The sequence below is a fragment of the Halobaculum roseum genome, from assembly GCF_019880245.1.
Lineage (GTDB): Archaea > Halobacteriota > Halobacteria > Halobacteriales > Haloferacaceae > Halobaculum > Halobaculum roseum.
The window spans coordinates 281,063-307,555 of record NZ_CP082288.1; the positions used below are offsets into that span (position 1 = coordinate 281,063).

Genomic DNA, 26,493 nt, shown 5'->3' on the forward strand with positions numbered 1-26,493 from the left:
TCGGTGCCCGTCGGCGTCGGTCGAGCACGGTCGTCGCCCGCGGGAACCGATGACCGGGCGTCGGGTCGACGCCACGATCGTCGCCGTGGCGGTCACGGCCGCCGGCGTCGTGGCGCTGGGACCGGGGGAAGCGTCGGTTTCTCAGACTGGACGTTACGTGCTAGCGACGGGAGCGTTCGCGGCGATCCTGTGGGTGACCGAGGCGCTTCCGCTACCCGTGACGGCGCTGTGTATCCCGACGGCGTTGACCGTTTTCGGGGTCTATCCGACGCTCGGTGGCGCGCTCGTCGGGTTCGCCGACCCCGTGTTGGCGTTGCTGCTGGCCGGGTTCGTGCTGGCTGCCGCGCTCTCGAAACACGACATTGACCGGCGCATCGCCTACCGGCTTGTGGCGCGGATCGGCACGTCGCCGCGTCGGCTCGTACTCGCCTTGATGATCGCGACGGCCGGACTGTCGATGCTCATCTCCAACACCGCGACGACGGCGATGATGGTGCCGGTCGCGCTCGGCGTCGCCCGAACGACCGTCGGAACGCCACTGGAGTCGTCGGGGACGAAAGCCGACGGGACATACGGCGGGAACCGGATCGAGGGGCGGCCGTCGGACGGCGACGGTGACTCGCCGACGAACATCGAGACGGCGGCTCTGTTGGGGACGGCGTACGCCGCGAGCATCGGAGGTGTCGGCACGCTGATCGGGTCGCCGCCGAACGCGATCGTCGTCTCGCAGCTGTCGGCCCGCCTCGGGTACGATATCGGGTTCGCCGAGTGGCTGATCGTCGGGCTTCCCCTCGTCGCGGTGAGCCTCCCGATCGCCTGGTACCTGCTCGCCGTCAGGATCTACCCCCCGGAGGCCGTGGACGCGACGGTCGCCCGCGAACACGCCCGTGAGCGGTTGGCGTCCCTCGGTCCCGTGGATCCGGCAGGCCGTCGGGTTGTGATCATCGCCGCCGCGACCGCCGGCTTGTGGTTGCTAGGCGGGGCCGATTTCCTCTTCGAGCCGATGCTCCCAGATCAGTGGTACACGACCTTGTTCGGGGGAGCCGGCCGAAGCGTGTTCGGACTCGGTCACCAGGGGGTGTTGTACTACGTGATCGTCGGGCTGGTCGCGATCCCGGTGCTGTTCGTGGCGGGGACGGTGGAGTGGGACGACGTGCAGTCGATCGACTGGGGAACGCTCATCCTGCTGGGCGGCGGGCTGTCGCTTGCCGACGCGCTCGCGCGGAAGGACGCCGTCTCCTGGCTCGCCGACACAGCGCTCGAACCGCTGGTCGGCGTCCCGATCGTCGTGCTCGTGTTCGTGATCGTCGTCGCGACTATCCTGGTGGGCGAGTTGGCGTCGAACACCGCGATGGCCGCCGTGCTGGCGCCGGTACTCATCGACATCGGGCCGCACTACGCCGACGCCCTCGGAACCACCGGCGACCTCGCGTCCGTACTGCTGGTCGTCACCGGCGGCGTCGCCGCGAGTTCCGGGTTCGCCCTCCCGGTGGCGACGCCCCCCAACGCCATCGCGTTCGGTACCGGCCGCGTGGGACGCGTCCAAATGCTTCGCGCGGGAAGCGCGCTTGACGTGGTGCTCGCGGTCGTCGTAACCGTCGTGCTGCTCGCGCTGTTTCTCCTCGTGTGGCCGTATATCGGGTAGCCGACCGGTCCCGTTCACGACATCGCGTCCTCACTCACGTTCGCCCGCCGGCCGCGCTCGCCGTCGCGGTCGGTCGCAGTCCGTCGATGCCACATCAGGACGACGGCGTCGTCAACTCGACTTCCTCCGCCTCGACGTCCTCAACGAACGCGCCTGGACCACCGACAGTCACCCGCTCGCCGTCCACGTCGAGGGTGAGCGTGTGCTGGACCGGAAACTCGTTGGTCGCCGGCGCAACCAAGCCCTGCGTCACGCCGACAACCTCGCCCTCCAGCTCGACCGGTTCGTCGCTGTCGACGAACCGGCCGACGACCTGTGCGCGGAACGTCCCCCCCGCGCGTCGGTGGAGCTCCGCCTGGAACGTCGCGTGCCGGAAGTTCCCGTACGTCGCCGGCAGCGGCGCCGGGTCCGTCACGACCGCCTCGGCGGCCGCGGGCCAGTAGTTGCCGATGAACGATCCGACGATGACCGGCGCGAGTTGCTCCTGGGTGAGGACGATCGCCTGTTGGCTGCTGTTCGACCGCTCGAGCATCTCGGCCGGCGCGATGACGCCCGCGCGGTTGTCGACGGTGAGCATCGACGGCATCAGCTGTCCCCACGCGCGCGCCGCGCTGGTCATCCCCGCGAGGTCCGTCGGGAGGTCGCCGTTCGGCTCGTCGACGCCGGTGACGATGAGGAGGACGAGCACCCCGCGATCGACCGCCGCGCGTAGCTCGTCGGCGACCTCGTCGATGCTGTCCAGCGGGAACGACAACGCTACCTCCTCACGCGCCTCGCCGATCGCCTGGCGGATTCGCTTGACGACCGTGACCCGTGATTTCACGACCTCGAACGGTTCCGTCGCCGCCTCGGCGCGAGAGAACCTGGCTTCGAGCGCCGGCCGCATCGACTGGGCGTCGTTGGCGAGTCTGTCGACGACCTCGCCCGGCGGGTTCGCACGGATCGTCGTCGGCGTGACGTGGTCGTTGACGGTGACGAACCCGCGCGCCGCCAGCTCCTCGCTCGCGCTGTACACGTACCGCTTGGAGACGCCGGCCGCCTCGGCGACGGTGCTGGCTTTGGCCTCGCCGTGTTCGAGGAGGGTCAGATACGTGTCGACCTCCTTGTCCGAGAGGCCGAACCGCTTCAACAGCTCCTCCACGTCGACGTCGACGTTCACGGCGGCGTCCGGAGGGTCGCCCGGGTCCGTGGTCATGGCTCACACAGGCCGGCGGGGGACCGTATAGCTCCCGGTCTGTGTCCCGGTTGCGTCCGGGAGTCAACCGACCCACTGTCGACGGTTTGGGCCAGTGTTCGTCACCGGTCGCGACTTGGGCACCGCTCCCTGAAACGGACACCGCGCGACCCGTGGAAGCTCCGGGTCAGTCCTCGTCGCCAGCGGTGGCCACCTCGACGAGCGTCTCGCGTTCCTCGAAGTAGGCGGGCGCGTCACGTTCGGCCTCGAAGGATACCACCCGAGAGACCGCCTCGTCGGGGTCCGCCTCGCCGGACTCCAGTTGGGCGATCAGGTCGTCGGCGATCTCGAGGTAGTCGGTCGACAGCTCCTGAAACAGCCGCATCCGTGACTCGGTCGCCTCGACCATCGCCTGCTTCCGCTGAAGGTCGGCCTCGGCGTCGGCGAGGGCGGCGACCTCCTCATCCGAGGAGTCGACCGAGTTCGCCGTTTCCGGTGACTCAGGCGCATCTACGTTGCCAACGTCGTGCTCGCTCGCATCGAGATCGTCCCGGAGCGCGGCGATCCCCTCGTCTATCTCGTCGATGCGCTCGGACGCCTCCTCGGCCATCGTCTCGACGCGCCCCGCGAGCAACCCCGCCTGGACGCGGCAGTACTCGACGAGCTCCTCGACAGTTCGGTCCGACTCGTCCCCGCGCCCGTCGGCGCCGTCGCCGTCGGTTCCTCCGGGGTCCCCGCCGTCCGCGTCGTGCATGCGAAGGGGTTCGGCCCCACGGGGAAAAGTGGGTTCGATCAGCCGTCGGGTTCGGGGTCCACCCGGTCCTCCTGACGCGTCCGGCACGTCCACAACCGCCCGAATCGAGTCCCGTCGGAGCCGACGACCGGCGCGGTGAAGCAGTCGATCGTTCGGCCGTCGGTCGTCTCGATCCGTGCGTGTGTGGTCGTGTCGGACTCGCCGTGGAACCGGTCCGCGGGGTTCCACTCGCCGTCCGTGGACTCGGTTTCCGCGCGCGTCCGCCGCAGCACCGCGGCGGCGTCGCCGGCCTCGACGACCGAGTCGTCGATCCCCCAGATGTCGAGGAAGCGGCTGTTGTGGGAGATCACCTCCCCGTCCGGGTCGACCACGAGGATCCCGTACGGGACGGCCTCGTGGTTCGCCGCGAGCAACGACCGTTGGAACTCGATCTCCTCCCGGTCGCGACGCCGTTCCCGGTTGCGGTGTGCTCGGTGGATCTGATCGGCGAGGTTGCCCGCGAACTGGATCTCGTCGTCGGCCCACTCACGGGCCTCGTCGGTCGATTCGTGACACAGCACCCCGATCACCTCCCCCTGTGATCTGAGCGTCGCATCGAGCAGCGCGGTGATGTCGTGCTCGTCGAGGTAGCCCTCGGCGAAGTCGAACGTTCGCGGGTCCGCCGCCGGCTCGTCGGCGTCGATCAGGCGGTGTTGTTCGAGCGCGTCGAAGTACGCCGGATACGCCTCCCGCGTGATCTCGGTCCCTCGGGAGTGCTCGTCGCGGTCGGGGTCGTAGTTGTCGACGCAGACGAGCCGGTCGTCGTCGCGCCGGAGCCACACGTTTACACGCGAGACATCGAGCACGTCGGCGGCGATCTCGGTGATACGCTCGACCGCGGCGTCGAACTCCCCGCCGATGATCGTCTCGTCGGTGGCGAGATCGCCGAGGACCGCGCGCTGCCGGCGTCGCCGTTCGCGACGCCGCTCGGCGCGCAGTTCCGCGCGGTACTTCTCCGCGAGGGTGATCGCCCGGTTGGCGAGCAGCTCGTAGCGCTCGGTTCCGGGCCGCTTCCGGAGGTAGTCGCTGGCCTCGTTGGAGATCGCCTCGCTCGCGATCGTCTCGCTTCCCTTCCCGGTGAACAGAATGAACGGGAGGTTCGGGTGTTCCCTGCGGACCGCCCGGAGGAACTCGATCCCGTCCGTCCCCGGCATGTCGTAGTCGGAGACCACACAGTCGAAGGCGGACTCCCGGAGCAGGTCGAACCCCTCGTCCGCGCCCGTCGCGGTAGTTACGTCGAGGAGATCGCTCTCCCGATGGAGGAACGTCGCCGTGAGATCCGCGAACGCCGAGTCGTCGTCAACGTACAACAGTCGAACCGACTCGGTCATCCCGTTTGGATACGAGGTGGAGGAAATAATAGTACCGGGCGGACATCCCTCTACTTCGTCGCCGCCGCGGTTTCCGTTCGCTATCCGGAGGAATAGGCTCCGCGAGGTCGGCGCTCGGAGTCAACGAAGACGGCACACGACCGCGTCGTCGACGCGGACGGCGTACGCCCCGTCGGTGTCGCCCTCACGTGTGTCGTCTTTCCCGCCGTCGATCACGTCCCCTCCGGCGGCGTCGGCGCTCACATCGTCGCCGCCGAGCAGGTCGGTCGGTTCGACCGGCTCCGCGAGGTCGACGGTCGCGGACTCGGCCCCGAAGTTGAGCACGACCGCCAGTCGCTCGTCGTCCGACTCGCGGACGTACGCCGTGACCGCGGTCGGGCCCGCGGCGCCGCCGACCGCGGCGTCGTCCCCGCCGACGATCCCGAGCCCGCCGCCGCTGCCAGGACCCCCGGATCCGTCGCCGGCGCGGACCTCGTAGTCGAGCCGGGCCGCGGTTCCCTGGCGCAGCGCATCGTGTTCGCGGCGGGCGGCCGCAAGCCGCCGGTGGTAGTCGGTGAGTTCCGTGTCGCCGTCGTGCCACGTCATCTCGCCGCGGTAGTCGGTCATGCCGCGCTCCTGGCCGTAGTACACCATCGGCGCACCCGGTAGCGTGAACGTCGCCGCGGCGGCAGCCCGCAACGCGTCGGTACCGCACTCGGCTCGGTAGCGGTCCTCGTCGTGGTTCTCGACGTAGCGCATCTGCACCGCCGAGCGCGGGAACCCCTGCACCGCTGTGGCGTCGACGGCGTCGAGCACGGCGTCCGCGTCGATGTCCCCCGAACCGACGCCCCGGAGCGTGTCGTACAGCGTCGTGTCGTAGTGCATGTGGAACTCCGCCTCGTGCATGAACGGATCCCGCGGGATCGTCTCGTCGAGCAGGAGGAACTCGGGGTCGCGTCGGCGGAGTCGCTCGGCGGCCTCCTTCCAGAAGCCGTGCGGCACGCCCCAGGCAACGTCACAGCGGAAGCCGTCGACCACGTCGGCCCACTCGTCGATCACCGACAGCATCCACGCGCGCACGGTCGGCGAGTCGTAGTTCACGTCGGGGATCCGTATCCAGTTGAACCGGAACGACGGGGTCCCCTCGCCGGCCCACTCGACGTCCGAGGGGTTCTCGGCGGCCGGGCGTCGTGGGTAGTGGTCCGCGAACGCGTCGACGCCCGCCGAGTGGAGCTGGAACGCCGGGTGGTCCCGCGAGGTGTGGTTGATCACCAGGTCGAACACCACCCGGATGCCGTGGTCGTGGCACGTCTCCACCAGCGACACGAACTCCTCGCGCGTGCCGAGGTCGTCGGCCGTGCGCGAGAAGTCCGTGATGTGGTATCCATGGGTCGTCGGGCTCTGAAGCACCGGCGTGAGCCACAACACGTCGGCGTGCAGCGAGTCGATGTACGGCACGCGTCGCTCGATCTCCCGAAACGTCGTGTCTGGCGTCTCGCCGGCGAACGACCGGACGAACACCTCGTAGATCGTCGGCGACTCGGCCCACGCCGGGGGGTCGTTCGGCCGGACGATGGATCCCGCATGGGTCCCGTCGGACGCGGAGTCCGCCCCGGAGAGTTCGACGGTGTCCATCACGCCGTATCGATCCGCCGCGGGCACGGCGTGAACGCGTGCCACCCCGTCGTCGGGGAGCGCCGCCCGGTCGACCCGGAGCGTGTCGCCGTGGATCGTGACCGCCTCGTGGTCGGCCGAGAGGCCGTCGCGGCCGTCGAACAGCCACTCGACGTTCGGCGCCCCGCCCGCCGGCGTCGACTCGGGGTTCGGACCCGCGGGCGCCGCCTCCGCGTCCGCCGAGACGACGACTACCTCGTCCTCGACCGTCGCGTCGAGGTGGAGTCTGGGGCGGCCCGGCCCGGGGACGGCGTGTTCGCCCATCACGCCGTCGGCGAGGCGGTCGTCGAGCGCGAACGAGTAGATGTGCTCGCCGGGCGGGAGGCGTATATCGAACGCCAGGAACTCGCCGTCGTCGTACGGCCGAACCTCGGCGACGCTCCAGTCGTTGAACGGCCCGGCCACGGAGACGCGGTCGGGAGTTACCCGCGCGGTCGGCACGTCGAAGTCCGCCTTCGCGATCCGCACCGTCGCGTCCGCTCGCTCGTCGGGGTACACTCGAACCGTCTGCGCGTGGACGCCGTCGGGGGCTGTCAACTCGAAGCGGTACGTGCCGGGGGCGTCCGGCGCGAAGTGGACGACGGCGCCGTCGCTCAACGATACGCCGCTGTCCTCAGGGGCGTCAACGACACGCCACGAGAAGCGGCCGCGACCGTCGTTCCCGGTCGCCGCGCCGTCCGGACCCACGTCGACGACGGCGTCGAGGTTCCTGGGGGCCAGTTCCACCGACTCGCCCACGCTGGTCGCGCGCGGCGGTCCGGGGTGGTGCGTCGGGTCGTGGGGGTCCGCGATCGGACGGTCCCCCTCCCGTGCGTCGGCGTCCGTGTGGTCGGTCATGGGCGAGTTCGCTTCCCCGGGCCGCTTGAGCGTTCCGGATTAGTGAACGAATGAAATACGATTACAACAAGAATTATGCCCCGTGGCCGTTCCTACCGGAACATGCGACTACGTGACGCACTCGACGACCACAAACGGAACCGGGACCACCCGACCCGGTTCCCCGGCGAGCGACGCACCACCGCCGGCCTGTTCTCGGGTGCCGGCGGGCGCCTGATCCACGTCGCGCCCGACGGCACGGTACGCGACTTCGGCTACCCGCTCTCCGGCCGATCCGGACTCGCCGACTCCCGGTTCGCGCTGCGCCTCGACGACCCGCCGGTCGAGCTCGACGTGGACGACCCGGCGGTACGACGCACCGACGACGGAAGCGTCGTGATCGAACTCGCCGAGGGCGACCAGTCGTACCACGGGTCGACGGCACTGGTCGAGACCGACTACGAGACGCCGGTCGGGCCCCTGCGCCGGCTCGATCTCGCGGTCGAGACCGACGGGGGCGACGCGCACGTGACGCGCGTCGCGTTCGACGACGCCGACCGCGCCGACGCACTCGACGCGTCGCTGCTCGTCGGCTGTACGTTCGCGCCCGAGGGACGGGACGCCCGGGTCGGACAGCTCCACCACGAGGACGCAGTCGAGGTGTTTCACGACCGCGAGCGCGACTTCCTCGCCGGCGCCGCCGGCCTCGACGTGATCGGCGGCGGGCTTCCCGCCGGCCCGGACGCCGTCCTCGCCTCCGATCCTCACGAGCGCGGGGCCGACGCGCTCGGCGACCGCCGCGAGGAGGACCACCTCGGCGGCCACATCGTCGCCGCGACCGGCTTCGAGAACGGTGCCGCGACTGTCGCAACGCTGCTCACCGACCGCGAGGAGACCGACCGCGAGGCCGCCCTCGACGATCTCGACGACCTGCTCGCCGAAGCGACCTCCGTTGCCGCGCTGTCCGATCTCGCGGCCGACGGCGACGCCGCTGTATCGCTCCCGGCGGAGGTACCGCGGGGCGACTCCGCCGTCGACGACCTGCGGGTGCTGTCGCTGTTGTCGGCGCCGACGGGGATGCGCATCGCCGGGCCGGACTTCGATCCCCATTACGTCCACTCGGGCGGGTACGGCTACACCTGGTTCCGCGACGACGCGGAGATCTCGGGGTTCCTGCTGGGCGCCGACGAGCGGTTCGACCTCGGCCTCGACGACTGGCATCGCCGGAGCGCCCGGGCATTCATCGACACGCAGCTTCCCGACGGCACCTGGCCCCATCGCGTTTGGCCCCGAAACGGGGCGCTCGCGCCCGGATGGGCCAACGCCCGCATGGAGGCCGGCGACGACGTGGAGTATCAGGCCGACCAGACCGCGAGCGTCGTCGCCTTCCTCGCTCGGCTGCTCGACCGGCTCCCCGAGGACGACCCGCTCGCCGACGAAGTCGCGGCCGCGGTCGACGACGGCCTGGACGGGATGATCGCGTCGCTGGCAGACGACGGGCGCCCGGTCGCCTGTCAGAACGCGTGGGAGGACGCCGGCGGTCGGTTCGCCCACACCGCCGCGCGCTTCCTCGACGCGTTCTCTGCGGTCGCCGCGCTCGGGTCGGCTCGGTTCGACCGGGCGGTCGAGGCGACCGACCGCGCGGCGCTGCTGTACGACGCGCTCGACGACCTGTGGGTCGACGAACGCGGCACGTTCGCGGTGCGCGAGCGCGGCGACGGCACGCTCGACGACCGTCTCGACTCGGCGACGTTCGCGCTCGCCGACGCCCACCGGGCGTACGCGGCGATCGGCGAGGTGGACGAGGTCCGTCGCGACCGACTCGTCTCCCACGTCGACGCGACGGTCGACGGACTGTATCACGACCCCGCCGATAGCGAGGTCGCCGGCCTGGTCCGGTACGAGGGCGACGGCTGGCGCCAACGCGGGCAGGGTCACGAGAAGATCTGGACCGTCTCGACGGCGTGGGGCGCTAACGCCGCCGGCGAGGTGGCCGCGCTCCTCGCCGATGCGGACGACGCCCGCAGCGACGAGTTCGCCCGTCGTTCGCTCGAACTGCTCGAGTTGGTCGGTTCGGACGGACCGCTCACGGTTCCCGGCGGGTTCCTCCCCGAGCAGTTCTTCGACGACGGGACCCCCGACAGCGCGACGCCGCTGGGGTGGCCCCACGCGATCCGACTGGCGACGACGGCACTGCTCGACGAACAGGAGGCGCTTTCGGGGGCCGACTGCGAGCCGGCCCCGGCCGTCGACTGACCTCCGGATCGGCGCGGTAGGCCCCGCCGAAATCCGGTACGTCTCTCCCCCGATCGGGGTCGCTTCCCTCGGTAGCTGTATCCTACCAGCCCAGGAGGACTAACTATGAAGAAGAACTTCATCCGGTATTTTTATTGTGTGGGTCTTCCACATGCCGAGACGAACATGGTGAACGATCACTCTGATCGCGAGCGAGGGTCGCCGATCTCCCGCCGTCGGTTCGTCACCGCCGCTGGGGCCGCAGGGATCGCCGGCCTCGCCGGCTGTGGCGGCCAGCAGGCCGTAGAGTCGGAGACCGACGGAACCGGGGGCAGCGACGAGACGACCGACACCGAGACCGCGACGTCGACGCCCGTCGAGGCGACCAGCGAGGCGCAGCGGAAGATCCAGGAACTGGCCTACATCACCAACCAGACGCTGCCGGTGTTGCCTGTCATGGAGAAGCTGGCGCAGTCGTTCCAGTCGACCGACGACTGGAACGTACCCGATGCCGGCAGCACCCCGACACAGCTCTACTGGCCCACGGAGTGGTTGCCGCGGGAGGGCGAGTGGACGGCCGAGGAAGGCTCCGACGACGAACGCTTGACGTTCGCGCAGTGGGCGGTCCCGCAGGACTCCCAGTACAACCCCTGGAACGGTCAGAACTTCGCGGAGGGCCGCCGGATGCTGTTCGACCGGTTCATGAAGTTCAACCTCGCGAACCAGGAGTACTCCGGGTACGCGATCCAGGACTGGTCGGTCGACGAGGAGACGGTGACGCTGTCGCTGCGCGAGGGGATGACGTGGCACAACGGCGACGACGTTACCGCGACGGACGTGGCCAACCAGGTCAAGCTGGACATCTACAACGGCGGGAGCCTCGGCTCGTTCGTCGCGCCCGACGATATGGGAGCGGTCTCCGAGCGCGTCGTCGCCACCGATGAGACGACCGTCGAGATCACGCTGGCGGAGCCGGCGACGGAAACGATCCTGCTCGCGTATCTCCAGCCGAAATACCTCGTCGCCCACGAGGGAACGTACGGCGAGTTCGTCGCGGCGCTCGACGAGGCGTCGAACGAGGACGAGCGCGCTCAGGCGCTCAGCGATCTCACTAACGACACGACGCCCGAACCGGTCGGCTGTGGACCGTTCCAGTTCGAGGACGCCGACAGCCAGCGCACGCTGTTGACGAAGTACGAGGACCACCCCGACGCGGACAACATGAACTACTCGGAGGTCGAGTACCTCTACAAGCCGCAGAACCAGGGCCGCTGGAACTCCCTGATCAACAACGAGACGGACGGGTCGGCGACGCTGTTCATGCCGCAGAACCGGCTGAACCAGCTCCCCGACTCCATGCAGGTCAGTCTCATTCCTCGCCACTGGGGAATGGGGCTGGTGTTCAACTTCGAGGAGGAGCCGGTGGACGACGTTCGGGTCCGCAAGGCCATCGCGCACGTCGTCAACCGGGACAACGCCGCGCAGAACTCCGGAGCCGGGACGGAGTCGAAGATCCCGGTCACGTATCCCAGCGGGCTCACGGGCGAGTTCAACAATCAGATCGAAAGCGGCTGGCTCGAAGGCGTCGCCGACGAGTTCGACACGTACGGCCGTGGGGAGACCCAGACTGACGAGGCGGCGTCGCTGCTACAGGACGCCGGCTACGAGCGTCAGAACGGTACCTGGCAGCGCGACGGCGAACCGCTCGAGCTGCCGATCAAGGGTCCGTCGGGGTTCTCCGACTGGGTCACCGGCGTCGAGACCATCGTCTCCAATCTGCAGGACTTCGGCATCGAGGCCGAGTCCGTGATGCTAGACAACTCCACCTACTGGGGGAGCGACTACGCAAACGGCGACTTCGTCGTCGGGTTGCAGGGGTGGGCCTCCTACAACCAGTCGTACCCGTACTTCCACTACGATTGGATCTTCAACAGCTGGGACTCTCAGAACGCCTGGAACCTCCCGAGCGAGTTCGAGTCGCCGGTCCTGCACGATCAGGAGCGTGACGGCGAGACCGTCACGCCCGTCGATCTCGTCGCCGAGCTGTCCACGGCCAACGAGTAGGTGGCGAACCGATGAGCTACGTACTGAAACGGCTCGGCCAATCCGTGCTCACCGTCTTCGTGGTGATCTCGGCCAGCTTCGGTCTCATCCGACTCCTCCCGGGCGGCCCGCTCGCGTACCTCCGGGCACAAGCGCTCCAGCAGGGAGGAAGCTCCCTATCGACGGCCGAGATCAACGCGCGGATCGCCGCCCAGACCAACATCGCGGTATCCGAACCGCTGTACGTCCAGTACTTCCAGTACATGGCCGCGATGCTGCAAGGGGATTTCGGCGTTTCCACGCGGTACGGCGACCCGGTGATGTCGATCATCGGGCCGGCAATCCCGTGGACCGTTTTCCTGACAGCATCGGCGTTGTTCCTCGCGTTCACCGTCGGGGTGTCGCTGGGTGCGTTCATGGCCTACCGCGAGGGATCGACGTTCGACGTTACCAGCACGGGTGTCGGTCTTGTGCTGAATTCGACGCCCGGGTACGTCCTCGCGCTGCTGTTCATCTCGTATCTCGGATACCGAATGGAGCTGTTCCCGACCGGCGGACGGTACGCGTCCGAGTTGACGGTCGGGTTCAACCTCCCGTTCATCGCGAGCGTGCTCCACCACGGGGCCCTTCCGATACTCTCGATGGCACTGGTCGGCTTCGGCGGCTGGGCGCTCTCGATGCGTGGCAACAGCATCCGCGTCCTCGGAGAGGATTATCTGCGCGTCGCCCGCCTGCGCGGCCTGTCGACGCGACGGATCGCGATGCGGTACGTCGCGCGCAACGCCATCCTGCCGATGTACACGGGATTGATGATCGCCATCGGAACCGTCTTCGGCGGCGCGGTGATCATCGAGAACATCTTCGCGTACCCCGGAGTGGGCTTCTACCTCATTCAGGGGATCAACGCGCGCGATTACCCGCTGATGATGGGCGGGTTCATCATCATCACCGTCGCGATGGTGATCGGCATCACGATCGCGGACCTGACCTACGGTTGGCTGGACCCGCGGGCGAAAGGAGGTGCTACCCGTGAGTCCTACTGAACGTGACGGCGCGGCCGCCTCCGGCGATGCCGAGACGAATACGAACGGCGCCGACCATGGCGTCGACGCGGTCACGGAGGCACTGACCGACGATCCCGACCGCTTCGCCGACGCCGAGTGGGCGCCCGGGGGGAGCGCGATCTCAGGCCACGCCCGCAACGGGCGCGTCGCCGCCGACGGCGGGTCGGCCGTCTCGGAGTTCCAGCAGAAGGCCGACGTCTCCATGACCGCCGGCGAGCGCCGACGGCAATGGCTCGAGGAGCGGGTCCTCGCACCCGCACGGATCGTCTGGAGCGACTGGCGCGCGCGGACGGGTGTGCTCGTCGTCATCCTGTACCTGCTGATGGCGACGGTCGGGCAGATGCTCATCGCGGCGCCCTCGCCCAACCAGGGCGGCTACCTGGTCGGGGCGTTTCGGACGCTGGAGTTCCCGCTGGGGACGACCGCCTCGGGTGTGAGCCTGCTCTCACAGACCGTGTACGCGACGCCGTCGATGCTGACGATGATCGCTTCGGGAGCCGTGTTCACCGTGATACTCGGAACCGTCTTCGGCACCATCTCGGGCTACAAGGGCGGAACCACCGACAGCGTGTTGATGGTCGTCACCGACATCATGATGACGATCCCGGGGCTTCCGCTGACGATCGTGCTGGCGTCTGCGCTGCAGATCGAGGGCAACCCGGTCGTCATCGGGATCCTCATCACGGTCAACGCCTGGGCCGGGCTGGCGCGTGCCATCCGGTCGCAGGTGCTGACGCTGCGCGACGCCGAGTACGTCGAGGCCTCCCGCATCATGGGGATGGGGACGCCGACGATCATCTCCGGCGACATCGTTCCGAATCTGATGCCGTACATCACGATGAACTTCGTCCAGCAGGCGCGAGCGGTCATCTTCGGCTCCGTCGGCCTGTACTTCCTGGGCGTGCTCCCGTACAACAGCGTCAACTGGGGCGTCATGATGAACGCCGCGGTCAACCGCGCCGGCGCGACGTCCTCGCCGGCGGCGTTCCACTGGCTGTTGGTGCCGATGGTGACGATCATCGTGCTCGCGCTGGGGCTGACGCTGCTGGCACAGGGCGCCGACCGGATCTTCAACCCGCGGGTGCGCGCCCGCCACGCGGACACGATCGCCGACGACGACGAGAGCTCGTCGAACACGACTGGAGGGATCTGAATGCAGACAGCAACCGAACCGACGGCACGTGCTGACGCGGACCCGATCATCGAGGTCCGCGACGTGAGCGTCACATACGACCTGGAGCACCGGGAGGCGATGGTACTGGACGACGTGAGCATCGACCTGCGCCGGGGGGAGATCCTCGGCGTCGTGGGCGAGTCCGGCAGCGGGAAGTCGATGCTGGCGAACGCCATGATGGACGCAGTCGAGGAGCCCGGGATCACCACCGGGGAGGTGACGTACCACCCCGGTGACGGACGCGACCCCGTCGATATCCTGGACCTATCCGACGATGAACTGAAGCAGTTCCGTTGGGAGGAGGTGTCGATGGTGTTCCAGGGGGCGCTGTCATCGTTCAACCCCACGATGTCGATCCGGGGGCACTTCGAGGAGACGCTGGAGGCACACGACTACGACGTCGAGGAGGGAATGGAGCGGGCTCGACAGCTCCTGTCAGACCTGTATCTCGACCCTGACCGGGTCCTCGACTCCTACGCTCACGAGCTGTCCGGCGGGATGAGCCAGCGCGCGCTGATCGCGCTGTCGCTGATATTGGAGCCGCAGGTCCTCCTGATGGACGAGCCGACGGCAGCACTGGACCTGCTGATGCAGCGGTCGATCCTGAGCCTCCTCGACGACATCAAGCAGAAGTACGACCTGACGATCCTGTTCATCACCCACGACCTCCCGCTGGTGGCGGGGCTGGCCGACCGACTGGCTATCCTCTATGCCTTCGAACTCGCAGAGGTCGGCCCGAGCGAGCAGGTGACCAGGAACTCACAGCATCCGTACACGCGGGCGCTGTTGCAAGCAGTTCCGAACCTCGACGCGCCGACCGACACGATGCGGCCCATCGAGGGGACCGCGCCGAACCCGGCGCACGTCCCCGACGGGTGTCATTACGCGCCACGGTGTCCGCTCGCAACCAAGGAGTGCCACGACGACCAGCCGCCGTGGGTCGAAGTGGACGACGACCATCGGACAGCCTGTTTCCACCACGAGCAGGCCGAGGAGGCCGTTCCGTTCGATATCGAGGAGGTGACGGACTCGTGAGCACCCCCGCGGGCGACGACGTGGTCGTCTCCCTCGAGGACGTGTGCGTCGACTTCGAGAAAGAGCAGGGACTGGTCGACTCGCTGTTCGGCGAGCCCGAGCGGGTCCAGGCCGTCAGCGACGTCTCGATCGACGTTCCCGAGAACGACGTGCTCGCGCTCGTCGGCGAGTCCGGGTGTGGCAAGACCACACTCGGCAAGACGATCATCGGCGTCCAGCGCCCGACCGAGGGCAGCGTCGAGTATCGCGGCCAGGACGTGTGGGACGCCAAGGACGGCCGCGACGACGTGGAGGTGCCGTTCGGCGACATCCGCCGGTCGCTGCAGATGATCCACCAGGACCCCGGAGCGGCGCTGAACCCGAACCGGAAGGTACTCACGACACTGGAGGCGCCGCTTAAGCGATGGGAGTCCGACCTTTCCACCGAGGATCGACGAGCGCGGATATTCGCGCTCCTCGACCGGGTCGGGATGGATCCGCCCGAGGACTACGCCCACCGCTTCCCACACCAACTGAGCGGCGGCGAACAACAACGCGTCGCGCTGGTGCGGGCGCTACTGATGAACCCGGACGTGATCCTCGCCGACGAGGCCGTCTCGGCGCTCGACGTGTCCCTGCGGGTGGAGACGATGGACCTGCTGTTGGAGCTGCAAGAGCAGTTCGGCACCTCCTTCGTGTTCATCTCGCACAACCTGTCGAACGCCCGCTACCTCGCGAAGGAGGCCGGCGGCCGCATCGGTATCATGTACCTCGGCGAGATCGTCGAGATCGGCCCGCCGGAGGAGGTCCTGAACGACCCGCAACACCCCTACTCGAAGGTGCTGCGGTGGGCGACCGCCGACCTGGATCCCTCGGCCCAACGCATGGCCGATCCCCCGGTACGGTCGATCGACATCCCGGACCCGGTGGACCCGCCCTCGGGGTGTCGGTTCCACACCAGATGTCCCGAGGCTCGCGAGGTGTGTACGACCGACGCCCCGGATCTCGGCGACGACGACGCCGCACCCGGCGACCGGTGTGCGGCCTGCCACCGGACGGATCCCCATCACGAGTACTGGCAAAGCGAACCGCTCGACGGTGTCGAATCGACCGACTTAGAGGCGGTGAACGACTGACCGTGATCCCCCCGTTCACCCCCGATATCGTCACGTCCGCTTCCGTCACTCCGACGGAGGGCCGAACCGACCGTATTCGGACGACTAGTGTCCGGATCGCTCGGCGCGATCGATCGTGATCGTCGTCCGCGCGTTCTTCGTCTCCAGCGCGGTGCTGTTGGCGTTGCTCGCGTTGTCGGTCCCCACGATCCGACCAGGATCGGACACGTTCGTGATAGCGATGTTGAGCTTCGTGATGCTCGGGATCACGCTTCTCGGGTCCGCGGTGTGCATCTACGTGGGATGGGATCCGTTCGAGGAACTGTTCGGGTAGCGACGCCGGACGGCCCACCCGCACCCTGGCTGCACCCGTCGATCCCGGCTGCACCCGATATGACGCCGATAGTATTTTGACCGTGGTGTTTGAATGATTATTTCAGCAAACATGGGACGTGCACTCGTCGTCGTCGAGGACGCCGAGCGGGACCGAGAACTGCTCGAACGGGCGCGTTCGTTCGCCTCAGGGGATGGATCGAGCGTCGAGGTACTCGCGCTCGCGACACCCGAGGAGTATCAGGAGGTCTCCGAGACCCTCGACGCGATCGGAAAGGTCGAGGGAACGACGTACGACGACCGGTCCGCCCTCGAAGGGATCTCGGGAGACATCGACGACGCCGCCGCCGACGTGCTCGGCGACGTCGGCTATCGCCTCCGGACGGAGATCGCCGAGTCGGGCGACCAGGCCGTGACGATCATGGACGCGGCCGACGACGCCGACTGCGATCACGTCTTCCTTCCGGGCCAGCGGCGGTCCCCGACCGGGAAGGCAGTCTTCGGCGACCGAACCCAGCGGGTACTGCTCAACTTCAACGGCTTCGTTACCGCCGAGATGAACTGAGCGGTAGACCTCACATCGTATCGACTGAAGACCCGAACCGCATGCGATCCACCCATTCGACAGAATGAGCGACGACCCGTCGAGTGACAACCGGTCGACCCCAACCCCGACGAGCGACACCCAGCCTATCCCCGACCGATCGCCCGCCGACGAAGGGGACCCGTACAACAGAACCGACGAGGAGATCAGGTCAGAGCTGAGCGTGTTCGGACTGTCGAGCGCCGAGGTCGACACGTACCTCGCGGTGCTCTCGCGGGGCGAGACGAAGGCGAGCGTCGTCGCGGAGGGGGCCGGCGTCTCACAGCGGGCCGTCTACAGTATCGCCGATCGGCTCGAACGCCGCGGCCTCGTGCGCGTGAAAGACCACGCCTCGCCGACGCGGATCAGGGCGCTCCCGCCGGAAGAGGCGATCTCGGAACTCTCGGACCGGCTCGAATCGGTAACCCCCTCGCTGGAAGCCCGATTCGACTCGCCCGAGGACCGCGCACCCGAGATACGGATCGTCAAGGCGCGGGCGACGGCGCTCAAACGCCTCCGATCCGCGATCGCCGACGCCGAGTCGGAGGCGCTCGTCGCTGTCCCGCGATCCGCCTACTCGGAGGTCGAGTCGGAGCTCCGTTCGGCGGTCGATCGGGGGGTGCTCGTGTTCCTTCTCATCGGAGGAGTGACGAACGGATCCCCCTCCCCCGCCGAGTTCTCGGGCTCCGGGACCGTCGTCCGATACTGGGACGAACGCCTGCCGGTGCTGTACGCCGTCGACACCGACGCCGCGATGATCGGCGACTCCGAGATGCTGTCGAACGGTGCCCGCGACGCCGACGCGGTCACGGTCTCCCACCGCCACCTCAACGGCTCCGTCGGCGGACTGTTCTTGAGCGCCTACTGGCCGGCCTCGACGAAGCTGTCGGTGACCGATCCCGACCCCCTCCCGGGGTCGTACGACTGGTTCCGACAGGCCGTCCTCCACGCGTTCCTCCGGGATCGTCGAGGGGTCGACCTCGCCGCGACGGTCGAAACCGCCAGCGGCGAGACGTTCGACGGCGACATCGTCGAGATCCGACAGGCGCTCGTGCCGCCCTCGACGAACGGATACACGCTGGAGATGAGCATCCACCTGGAGACGGCCGACGGGGTCGTGACCTTCGGCGGCCCCGGGTCGTTTATGGAGGATTTCCGGGCGGAGTCGCTGACGCTCCGGCGGGCGGAGTAGCGGGTCGTGACCCCTACGCCGAGGTCGTCTCCGCCCGCTCGCGCGACGCCGGGAGCTTCCGACGGTTCTGCGCCGCCAGCGCGACGAACACGATCAGGCCCACAGCCCGGAGTGTGAGGTCGAGCAGGAGCGCATCGACGGTGACGGTCACGCCGACGAGCCCGAGCAGGTCGAAGACGGTCGCCGAGAGCAGTCCCGGCGCCATCAGCAGGATGGAACTGAGCGCGAAGCCGGCGCGCTGGATGCGACCGACGCGAGTGTACAGCGTGCCGATGACGGTCGCGCCGAGCGCGACGACGCCGAGGAACACCCCGACGACCGGCACCAGGATCTCCGGCACCGAGTACGACAGCTCCGCGAGGTCGGCGAAGTCGACGACTCGATACCGCTCGCGCAGCGGGAGGTCCGCCGCGTCGGCCTTCTCGCGCAGCAGGACAATCCCCGGCGCGAGCACGAACGCGAACGGCACGATCGCCTTGTTCAGCGACAGCGAGAACGCCTTCACACCCGTCTCGAACGGGTCGGACTTGGCGACCCCGCTGGCTGCGTAGGCAGCGACCGCGACCGGCGGCGTGATGTCGGCGATGACGCCGAAATAGAGGATGAACAGGTGCGCAGCCAGCAGGGGAATACCGAACTCCACAAGCGGCGTCGAGAGCATCGATATCAGGATGATGTACGTGACGGTGGTCGGCATCCCCATCCCGAGGATGATGCTGGAGACGGCCGTCACGAGCAGCATCACGACGATGGAACCCCCGGAGAGTGCGAGCAGCAGCGAGGTGAGGTTCGGGCCGAGTCCGGAGACGCTGATGACGCCCGGGATGATGCCCGCGGCCGCGACCGCGACGACGACCGGCACGGCCGTCCGAGCGCCCTCCTCCATCGAGATGACGACGAACGAGCCGACCCGGAACAGCTGGTTGTCGCCGAGGTCGCGGCCCGTCCGCTCGCCGACCGACTCCGCGGTGTTTTGCACGGTGGGGTTCAGATCGAGCACCTTCGACTGCACGTCGCTGTGGATCAGCATGGTGACGACGCCCGCGAGCATCGCGTACCAGCCGATCCTGCCGAGGAGTACCGACGCCGCCTCTGCGGGGGGGAGTCCCACCGCGCCGCCTCCGCCGAGGAGGCCCGTTACTGGGACGCCGGCGACGACGTGGCTGGCGAACTCGGCACCCAGAATGACCGCGAGCGAGGCGGCAAGCATGAGACGCGTCTCGTCGCTGTAGGCCGCGATGACCGTGATCAGCGCGACGAGCGCGACGAGGGTGAACCACGCCGACCGTGAGACGGAGAGCCGTTCGATGATCAGGTAATACAGCAGGAGGAAGATCGGCACGAGGTAGAACCACCCGCGCTTGAGGTGGTCGACCATCGACTCCCGATCGGCGTCTGGCATGCCGCCGATTCCCTCCTGAACGGCCTTGAGATGGACCATCACCCAGACGCCGAAGAAGAAGACAATCGCCGGGATCGTCGCGAGGATGATGATCTCGGCGAACGGCGTCGCCGTGTACTGGACCATGAGGAACGCCGCCGCGCCCATCACTGGCGGGAGGATCTGTCCCCCCGAGGACGCCGACGACTCGACGGCGCCGGCGAACTCCGGCGAGTACCCGGAACGCTTCATCAGCGGGATCGTGAAGGCGCCTGTCGTGACCGTGTTCGCGATCGACGACCCCGAGATGGTCCCCATGAAGCCGCTGGCGAGGATGCTCGCCTTCGCGGGACCACCCTTGCGCCCGCCGGTGGCGGCGTAGGCGAGATCGATGAACCACTGACCCGCCCCGCTCATTTCCAGGAACGACCCGAAGAGGATGAAGATGTAGATGAAGCTGACCGAGACCGTGACCGGGATGCCGAACACCCCGTTCTCGGTGTTGTACCAGAGGTTCTGGACGATCTGGGGCCACGTCAGTTCCGGGATCGCGAGGAGGCCGATGAATGGCGTGTTTCCGCTGATGAGGTACCCCCAGCGAGCGTAGACGATGAACGTCGCGACGATGATCATTAGAGGGAGCCCCAGCGTCCGGCGGGTCGCCTCCAACACGAGGAGGACGCCGGCGATGCCGAGCGCGAACGAGTAGGAGAACTCGCCGACCACGGGAACGCCCCCGAAGACTGGGTCGAGGAACGGGTACACCTCCGTGACCGGGCGGCCCGCCGTGAGCCCGAAGAACCGGATGTCACGGATCTCCGAGAACTCCGTCAGGAAGTAGACGGCCGAGAGGATCGCCGTGACGATACACGCCACGTCGAAGGGAGTGACACGGCTTCGATCGGGGTCGACGAACGCCCACCGGAACACGCCTCGGAGGCCCTCGAACGCGCGCGAAGCGGGGTTCTCGCGACCCAGTCGATCGGCGACCGTCTCGACGGCGCCTCCCAGGCCGCGGGAGACGAACCCGTCGCCCATGCTCGCGGGGAACAGCAGGAACGTGAGTACCAGCGCGAACGCGACGTGGACGGCGTTCGCCTGGAGCAGTTGCAGCGACACCTGGATGTCCGCCACGAGCGGGAGCGGGATCGTGAAGGTGAAGCTCCGGGCCGCGAGATACAGCTGAAACACCGAGAAGCAGATCCCGACGACCGACACCGCGACGGCCGCGAGTCCCGTCAGGGACCGTCGGCGCTCGATCTCGTCGACGAGTTGTTCGGCTTCCTCTGGCGAGAGCGCCTCGATCTCCTCCGCGGTCCCGTCCTCGGTGTCCTCGGGCGTGTCGTCGTCAGGTGCGTCGTTCGTACTCATGCGAATATGTCCGTCAGGGTGCGTTGCTCGACGTGGATCCGAACGTCGCGACCGTTCGTTTCTCCGACCAAGTCGTACCGCCGACCGTCGACGATCAGCGTGTGACCCGCGATCCGTCCGGGGGACACCAGCAACGTATCGAGTTCGGTTATCGATCCCTCCGGCTCGTACACCAGCGTCCCGTTTCGGTTCGTGACGTTCGCCCCGGACGGCAGCCCCCAGCCGTACGAGTCGAACTCCATCCGGGTGTTCACGAGCGTCTCACCCTCGACGCGGTACTCATCGTACACTCGGGATCGCTCGACGCTGTGCATGTACTCCAAGGCGACCGTGCTTCCGTCGTCGACGGGGTGGGCGAGGTAGTGTTCGCCCGTCTCGACGTCCTCGACGACCAGGACCTGTCCGGTCGGGGCCGCGAGGGCAACTCCGCCGACGACTCCCGCGACAACCGTCGCCATCGCTAGGAGGATCGAAACGGCGCGACGTCGGGGTAGCGTGGGGGGAGTCACCGTGAGAGCGGATCTGAGCGGCTCGTTGACGGCACCGGTGTGAGGGTCGAGGACGCGTGCGCGCGCGGAGAATTACAATACTCTCCGTTCGCGCGCCGTCTGGTCCGTCCCGGCCGGGGTTCGGGCTTCGACCCGAACGCGATTCTGGGCGGGTCGCTCGGCGCGTCGCTCGGGTTACATGTCGAAGTACGCGGCGGCTCCCTCGTGGAGTTCGATCGACATGCCGTCCTGTGCGCTCTCGACCGTGATGAAGTCCGTCTTGATCGTCAGTTCGTCGAGGTTGTCGAAGATGGCCGCCGTGATCGTCTCGACCGTGCCGGCCTCGACGCCGGTGTGGGTGGCGATCATCGCTTGGACTGCGACCGTCGGGACGTCCTCCTCGACGCCGCTGTAGGTTCCGCCGGGGATCGTGTCGTCGGCGAACCAGGAGGCCGCTTCCTTGACGGCTTCGCGGTTGTCGCCGTCGATGGGCACGATGTGGATGTCGTTCGTGTTCGCGAGGTCCTCGATCGCGCCGACGGGCCAGCCGCCGACGACGAACGCGGCGTCGATGTCGCCGTTCGCGAGCTGTTCGGACGCCTGCGCGAAGCCGGCGTTCTGTTCGGTGTAGTCGGTGATGCCGACCGCCTCGAGTATCTGGTTCGCGTTCACCTGCGTTCCGGACCCGAGGTCGCCGGTGTTGATCGTGGTGCCGCTGAGATCGCTCAGCGTCTCGATCCCGGTCTCCTGGAGCGTGACGACCGTGATAGTCTCGGGGTACAGCGTCGCGACACCGCGGAGGCTCTCGATCGCGTTGTCCTGGAACACGTCGATGCCGGTCCCGTTCCTCGCAAAGTACGCGATGTCGTTCTGGATCAGCGCGAAGTCCGCCGTTCCGTTCGCGAGGCTCCCGACGTTCTCGACGCTCGCGCCGGTCGACTGGACGTTCAGCGTGAAGTCCGTGTTCGCCTCGACCACCGTTTTGATCTCGTTGGAGAGCGGATAGTACGTGCCGCCGGTACCACCGGCGTGCCAGCTCAGGCGACCGGTAGCCCCCCCGTTTCCGTCGTCTGCCTCGGTGGGCGTCTCAGTGTCATCCCCGTCGCCCTCCGTAGGCGTATCACCGTCACCGCCGTCTCCGTTGCCGTCCTCGCCACCGCCACCGTTTCCGGCGCAGCCGGCGAGCGCGGTGATTCCGGCGACACTCGCGATGCCGGTCGTCTGCAGGAACTTCCGTCTTGTCTCTTCGGGTGACATACCACTTCACGACAACGTAGCAGAGGATTATATCTTTAGTCTGATTAAATATATTAAATAATTACGTATTGTTGTATTATAGTAGTCGGTGAGATATCGATGGGATTCGGATATCGTCATATTATGACTCGTATTGGTCGGTATAGTGGACCGCTCCGTTGAGGTGGGGCGTGTCGATTTCGAGTCGGAGAGAACTCCAAGTCCGGCGTAAAGCGTTCGTTCTTGCTAGGTCGGGAAGGGGTTGGGAGCGGGATGGACCGAATCAACGCCCGTGCAGGCTTCGCTCCCCGAGAATCCATCCGAAACGGTGCTCGTCGAAACACGTAGCCCCGACCTCAAGCACGAGCCGTCAGGTGAGCGGTAAAGTGAGTTATCGTGGATCGAAGTGGTCTACTCGTAGTGGTGTCGTTCGACCCGCTCGACGACCTCCGCGAACGCGACGTTCTGCTTCACGCTCGTGACTCTGATCCGGACCCGCTCGCCCTTTTCGGTGTCCGGGACGATGATCACGTACCCGCGGTCGACACGGGCGATCCCGTCGCCCTGGTCGCCGATCCCCTCGATGTCCACGGTCACCTCGTCGCCACGATCGACCGGCGGCTCCGGTTCGCCGGTCCCGTCCGCCTCGTCCGTGGTATCGGAGGGCTCCCCCGAATACTCGGACGACGTAGCACGTGGCGAGGCGTCGACGTCGGTGTGGTTCGTGCGGTCAGTCGACGGCGCGGCCGACCCATCACCCTCGTCGGTCCCCGCGTCACTGGTTGCCCCGTCGACATCGTCGTCGGTGGGTGCCCCCACGTCCCCGCCCTCGCGTCGACCGAGGATGGCCACGCGATAGACGTGTTCGGGACGAAGCGTCTCCAGACGGACTTCCTGCTTCGGTACCTCTACTACGTACGACCCGTCCTGCTCCTCCACTTCGGCACTGAATACACAGCGTAGATCCTCTGATATCTCCATTCACTTGGGGTTCACACCGCAGTTATGTTAACCCTACGTGTCCCCGATGCTGTAACTGATCGGTCATTCGACGTGAAAACCCGGAGAACCAACCATCAGTGACCGATTGTTCAGTGCCTGTTCTTCTCGACCAACACCGTGAGAGACCGCAAGGCTCAGTCCATGACTCCACCGGGCCACTCATCGGAAGCCACACCACGATGTCCGCCGTAATTGCCGGAAGATCGGTGGTCCGTTCACGCCAACACCACCGTGTCCGCAGTTTCTGCCGAAACACGTTGTACGATCGGGTCCGCTCGAAATAGGATTACAGGGGAAGTTCGGTGGAGTGGCGCGGAGAAGGGAACAGAACCGCGGACATTGTGGTGTTCGAATTCGCACGTTCGCCGGCGTTCCGACCCCGATCGCCGTCGTGAACGGTGACGACATGTCGTCGCGGATGATGAACACACGTCGTCACGAATCCACGCCGTCACGAACGAGGAACTCGCGTGGATATCGTCGGGAGGGGACAGCAGTGGAACCCCGTCTCTCGAAGACACACCACGATGTCCGCCGTTATTGGAACGAAACAAAACGACGGAACAGCGGACACGGTGGTGTGAGCTCAGTGAATCGAACCTCGAGGACAGACGCTTTCCTGCCGTATTCCGGTCCGTTGTTCGGTATCTATTCATCGAATGGTGCGTCCGATCCGTCGGACACTCTCCCCCCACAATGTCCGCCGTTCTCTCGCGAACGAGTGTCCCCGTCGATGAAGTCGTACGTTCTCCGGCCGGAACGAGCTCAGTTAGTTCTAGTACATTTCATAAACTCCAATTAAAACACAACTATTGTTGCCATACGGACTAACTCGAGTTGGTATGGTATAAAACCACCGAGTATTAGATCAGTCATCTCCCCCCTGGGGGACACCTGATCGCCAGAACAGCGGACAAAGTGGAGGGGGTGTGTCCCTACCCCTGTTATATAGTTTTTATACAACCCGGGAACTGCGGAAACGGCGGACGCTCCGGACACTCCGGACGCGGTGGTTTTATCATTCGTCCCACGTATGTACCGACGACTACCAATGGGGATGTTCGAGCGGGATACAGATATCTACCGCGACCGCGACGCCCTCCGGGAGGATTATCAGCCGGAGCAGCTGGTCGGGCGCGATGAGGAGCTCGACACCTACCGCGCCGCGCTCCAACCCGTGATCAACGGGGAACAGCCGAACAACGTCTTCCTCTACGGGAAGACCGGGGTGGGGAAGACCGCGGCGACGCGTTACCTTCTGCAACACCTCCAGGAGGACGCCGCACACTACGACGACATCGAACTCACCGTCGTCGCGCTCAACTGTGACGGGCTGACCTCCTCGTACCAGGTCGCGACGCGGCTCGTCAACGAGTTCCGGGACGACACGGAACAGATCTCCACCACCGGCTATCCACGGGCCAGCGTCTACGAGATGTTGTGGAACGAACTCGACGAGTGCGGCGGGACGATCCTCATCGTCCTCGACGAGGTCGATCACGTCGAGGACGACTCGATCCTCTATCAGCTCCCGCGTGCCCGGGCCAACGGGAACCTCTCGACGGCAAAGATCGGGATCGTCGGCATCTCCAACGACTTCTCGTTTCGCGACGACCTCTCCCCGAAGGTTCGGTCCTCGCTGTGTGAACAGGAGATCCACTTCCCCGCCTACGACGCCACGGATCTCCAGAAGATCCTCGAACAACGCGTCGAAGTCGCGTTCCACGACGGCGTCCTCGATCCCGGCGTCATCCCCCTGTGTGCCGCCTACGGGGCGAAGGACGCGGGTGACGCCCGCCAGTCGATCGACCTTCTGATGAAGGCGGGCGACCTCGCTCGCGACGACGACACCGAACGAGTCGCCGAGGAACACGTCGAACGCGGACGCCGCGCGCTCGAACGCGGTCGGATAAAGGAGGGGATCACCGGGTTGACCCAGCACGGGCATCTCGTTCTCTACGCCCTCCTCACCCTCGATCTCGAGAACGAGGCCCCGGTCCGGTCGCGGGACGTCCGCCCGCGGTACACTCGCTTCGCCGAGATGGCCGACCGCGATCCGCTCGTTCCCCGCCGGATGCGCGATCATCTCTCCGAACTGGCGATGTTGGGTATCATCTCCGTGACTGAGCGAAACGAGGGCCGCCGTGGCGGCACTTATCGCGAGTACGCCCTCGACATGGACGTAGACCTGCTCCTGGACGCGATGGCCGACACCGTTCAGGACGTCGGCGTTCACCAGTCGGTGAAGGAGTTCCTCGTCGAAGACCCGAACGACGACTTCACCGACGCTCGCGTCACGGACTTCGCGGAAGACTGACCGTCGACCTGAGACATCGGTACTGCTCGCGCGCAGCCGCAGCAGCGATACAGAAACAGCGGACGGAGTGGTGTGGAAAACGGGTGAGGAAGCGAGGAGAGTCAACTGAGGATAGGGGACACGTCGAACGATGACCCGACATTACTCAAGGACGCGACCAGCCGAGTCGGAACCGGGGGCTTCGAACGGCGGACGTGGTGGTGTGATACGTCGGTCGCGATGTGATGAAAGCTCCGGACACAGTGGTGTGGAAGCTCCGGACATGGTGGTGTGATCGACCATCCGAGGACGGTAGGCCGACCAGTCATCCGTCGGTCTCCGGGCCGTCGTTCCGACAACTGACGGAACGTTCGACTCAACAATGTTCGTCACAACAGCGGACACTGTGGTGTCGACAAGGCTGGACGAATTCGGGATCACCACTAGAACTCGTCGCGTATTTCTCCGATACGCCCCGTAGAATCCTCGCTCACTCTGATCTACTCTATCGTCTCGATGCGATCAGCGATCCCGCGCTGTGGTTCTCGACATCC

The 26,493-nt window shown here is 66.8% G+C and carries 19 protein-coding genes; 11 read left to right on the top strand and 8 right to left on the bottom strand.

Annotated features, from left to right (window positions below):
• Positions 1-49: 49 nt before the first annotated feature.
• Positions 50-1,645 (top strand): SLC13 family permease, encoded by a 1,596-nt coding sequence (locus K6T36_RS17690; RefSeq protein ID WP_222923769.1) that lies wholly within the window; start codon positions 50-52, stop codon positions 1,643-1,645.
• 94 nt (positions 1,646-1,739) lie between these two features.
• Here K6T36_RS17690 and K6T36_RS17695 read toward each other — a convergent pair whose 3' ends face one another.
• The 4 genes from K6T36_RS17695 to K6T36_RS17710 form a co-directional block, all read right to left on the bottom strand.
• Positions 1,740-2,840: a TrmB family transcriptional regulator gene (locus tag K6T36_RS17695; protein WP_222923770.1), complete on the bottom strand. Its 1,101-nt coding sequence runs from the start codon at positions 2,838-2,840 to the stop codon at positions 1,740-1,742.
• Between the two features lie 166 nt (positions 2,841-3,006).
• Positions 3,007-3,573, bottom strand: a complete 567-nt coding sequence (locus tag K6T36_RS17700; protein ID WP_222923771.1) for a hypothetical protein — start codon at positions 3,571-3,573, stop codon at positions 3,007-3,009.
• Between the two features lie 38 nt (positions 3,574-3,611).
• Positions 3,612-4,943, bottom strand: coding sequence for a response regulator (locus K6T36_RS17705; RefSeq protein WP_222923772.1), 1,332 nt, complete (start codon positions 4,941-4,943; stop codon positions 3,612-3,614).
• A 120-nt stretch (positions 4,944-5,063) separates the two neighbouring features.
• Entirely contained in the window at positions 5,064-7,433 is a 2,370-nt protein-coding gene (locus K6T36_RS17710; RefSeq protein ID WP_222923773.1) for an alpha-amylase family glycosyl hydrolase, read from the bottom strand.
• A gap of 102 nt (positions 7,434-7,535) precedes the next feature.
• Between K6T36_RS17710 and K6T36_RS17715 the strand changes: the two genes are divergently transcribed.
• The 9 genes from K6T36_RS17715 to K6T36_RS17755 all read left to right on the top strand — a co-directional run bounded on the left by K6T36_RS17715 (position 7,536) and on the right by K6T36_RS17755 (position 18,165).
• Positions 7,536-9,668 (top strand): DUF7997 domain-containing protein, encoded by a 2,133-nt coding sequence (locus K6T36_RS17715; protein WP_222923774.1) that lies wholly within the window; start codon positions 7,536-7,538, stop codon positions 9,666-9,668.
• Positions 9,669-9,833: 165 nt separating this feature from the next.
• Positions 9,834-11,711, top strand: coding sequence for an ABC transporter substrate-binding protein (locus K6T36_RS17720; RefSeq protein ID WP_222923775.1), 1,878 nt, complete (start codon positions 9,834-9,836; stop codon positions 11,709-11,711).
• Between the two features lie 11 nt (positions 11,712-11,722).
• Entirely contained in the window at positions 11,723-12,733 is a 1,011-nt protein-coding gene (locus K6T36_RS17725) for an ABC transporter permease (RefSeq protein WP_222923776.1), read from the top strand.
• Positions 12,720-13,907, top strand: coding sequence for an ABC transporter permease (locus K6T36_RS17730; RefSeq protein WP_222923777.1), 1,188 nt, complete (start codon positions 12,720-12,722; stop codon positions 13,905-13,907). Before K6T36_RS17725 ends, K6T36_RS17730 begins: the two co-directional genes overlap by 14 nt.
• Positions 13,908-14,963 carry an ABC transporter ATP-binding protein gene (locus K6T36_RS17735; protein ID WP_222923778.1) on the top strand — a complete coding sequence of 352 codons (1,056 nt, stop codon included), beginning with the start codon at positions 13,908-13,910 and terminating at the stop codon, positions 14,961-14,963. It abuts the gene before it with no gap.
• The gene (locus tag K6T36_RS17740) at positions 14,960-16,078 is read left to right on the top strand and encodes an ABC transporter ATP-binding protein (RefSeq protein ID WP_222923779.1); all 1,119 of its coding nucleotides are present in this window, start codon (positions 14,960-14,962) and stop codon (positions 16,076-16,078) included. The genes K6T36_RS17735 and K6T36_RS17740 overlap by 4 nt, the downstream gene beginning before the upstream one ends.
• 115 nt (positions 16,079-16,193) lie before the next feature.
• Positions 16,194-16,391 carry a hypothetical protein gene (locus tag K6T36_RS17745; RefSeq protein WP_225935260.1) on the top strand — a complete coding sequence of 66 codons (198 nt, stop codon included), beginning with the start codon at positions 16,194-16,196 and terminating at the stop codon, positions 16,389-16,391.
• A 111-nt stretch (positions 16,392-16,502) separates the two neighbouring features.
• Positions 16,503-16,955, top strand: a complete 453-nt coding sequence (locus tag K6T36_RS17750; RefSeq protein WP_222923780.1) for a universal stress protein — start codon at positions 16,503-16,505, stop codon at positions 16,953-16,955.
• Positions 16,956-17,019: 64 nt separating this feature from the next.
• Positions 17,020-18,165: a TrmB family transcriptional regulator gene (locus K6T36_RS17755; RefSeq protein ID WP_222923781.1), complete on the top strand. Its 1,146-nt coding sequence runs from the start codon at positions 17,020-17,022 to the stop codon at positions 18,163-18,165.
• A gap of 13 nt (positions 18,166-18,178) precedes the next feature.
• On the opposite strand, the gene K6T36_RS17760 is transcribed toward K6T36_RS17755, so the two are convergent.
• From K6T36_RS17760 to K6T36_RS17775, 4 genes are all read right to left on the bottom strand, one after another.
• Positions 18,179-20,917: a TRAP transporter permease gene (locus K6T36_RS17760; RefSeq protein WP_222923782.1), complete on the bottom strand. Its 2,739-nt coding sequence runs from the start codon at positions 20,915-20,917 to the stop codon at positions 18,179-18,181.
• A complete protein-coding gene (locus tag K6T36_RS17765) occupies positions 20,914-21,375 on the bottom strand; it encodes a DUF1850 domain-containing protein (RefSeq protein WP_222923783.1) in 462 nt (153 codons plus the stop codon). Before K6T36_RS17765 ends, K6T36_RS17760 begins: the two co-directional genes overlap by 4 nt.
• 225 nt (positions 21,376-21,600) lie before the next feature.
• A complete protein-coding gene (locus tag K6T36_RS17770; protein ID WP_222923784.1) occupies positions 21,601-22,662 on the bottom strand; it encodes a TAXI family TRAP transporter solute-binding subunit in 1,062 nt (353 codons plus the stop codon).
• Positions 22,663-23,052: 390 nt separating this feature from the next.
• Positions 23,053-23,622: a TRAM domain-containing protein gene (locus tag K6T36_RS17775; protein ID WP_222923785.1), complete on the bottom strand. Its 570-nt coding sequence runs from the start codon at positions 23,620-23,622 to the stop codon at positions 23,053-23,055.
• Positions 23,623-24,694: 1,072 nt separating this feature from the next.
• Here K6T36_RS17775 and K6T36_RS17780 point away from each other — a divergent pair.
• Positions 24,695-25,960, top strand: a complete 1,266-nt coding sequence (locus tag K6T36_RS17780) for an orc1/cdc6 family replication initiation protein (RefSeq protein ID WP_222923786.1) — start codon at positions 24,695-24,697, stop codon at positions 25,958-25,960.
• Positions 25,961-26,493 lie beyond the last annotated feature (533 nt).

Excerpts from the sequence above, each read along its gene's own strand:
- K6T36_RS17735 (WP_222923778.1), top strand. The coding sequence starts at position 13,908 with ATGCAGACAGCAACCGAACCGACGGCACGTGCTGACGCGGACCCGATC.
- K6T36_RS17700 (WP_222923771.1), bottom strand. The coding sequence starts at position 3,573 with ATGCACGACGCGGACGGCGGGGACCCCGGAGGAACCGACGGCGACGGC.
- K6T36_RS17690 (WP_222923769.1), top strand. The coding sequence starts at position 50 with ATGACCGGGCGTCGGGTCGACGCCACGATCGTCGCCGTGGCGGTCACG.
- K6T36_RS17775 (WP_222923785.1), bottom strand. The coding sequence starts at position 23,622 with ATGGAGATATCAGAGGATCTACGCTGTGTATTCAGTGCCGAAGTGGAG.
- K6T36_RS17765 (WP_222923783.1), bottom strand. The coding sequence starts at position 21,375 with ATGGCGACGGTTGTCGCGGGAGTCGTCGGCGGAGTTGCCCTCGCGGCC.
- K6T36_RS17770 (WP_222923784.1), bottom strand. The coding sequence starts at position 22,662 with ATGTCACCCGAAGAGACAAGACGGAAGTTCCTGCAGACGACCGGCATC.
- K6T36_RS17750 (WP_222923780.1), top strand. The coding sequence starts at position 16,503 with ATGGGACGTGCACTCGTCGTCGTCGAGGACGCCGAGCGGGACCGAGAA.
- K6T36_RS17715 (WP_222923774.1), top strand. The coding sequence starts at position 7,536 with ATGCGACTACGTGACGCACTCGACGACCACAAACGGAACCGGGACCAC.
- K6T36_RS17755 (WP_222923781.1), top strand. The coding sequence starts at position 17,020 with ATGAGCGACGACCCGTCGAGTGACAACCGGTCGACCCCAACCCCGACG.
- K6T36_RS17780 (WP_222923786.1), top strand. The coding sequence starts at position 24,695 with ATGGGGATGTTCGAGCGGGATACAGATATCTACCGCGACCGCGACGCC.
- K6T36_RS17760 (WP_222923782.1), bottom strand. The coding sequence starts at position 20,917 with ATGAGTACGAACGACGCACCTGACGACGACACGCCCGAGGACACCGAG.
- K6T36_RS17720 (WP_222923775.1), top strand. The coding sequence starts at position 9,834 with ATGGTGAACGATCACTCTGATCGCGAGCGAGGGTCGCCGATCTCCCGC.
- K6T36_RS17695 (WP_222923770.1), bottom strand. The coding sequence starts at position 2,840 with ATGACCACGGACCCGGGCGACCCTCCGGACGCCGCCGTGAACGTCGAC.
- K6T36_RS17710 (WP_222923773.1), bottom strand. The coding sequence starts at position 7,433 with ATGACCGACCACACGGACGCCGACGCACGGGAGGGGGACCGTCCGATC.
- K6T36_RS17725 (WP_222923776.1), top strand. The coding sequence starts at position 11,723 with ATGAGCTACGTACTGAAACGGCTCGGCCAATCCGTGCTCACCGTCTTC.
- K6T36_RS17705 (WP_222923772.1), bottom strand. The coding sequence starts at position 4,943 with ATGACCGAGTCGGTTCGACTGTTGTACGTTGACGACGACTCGGCGTTC.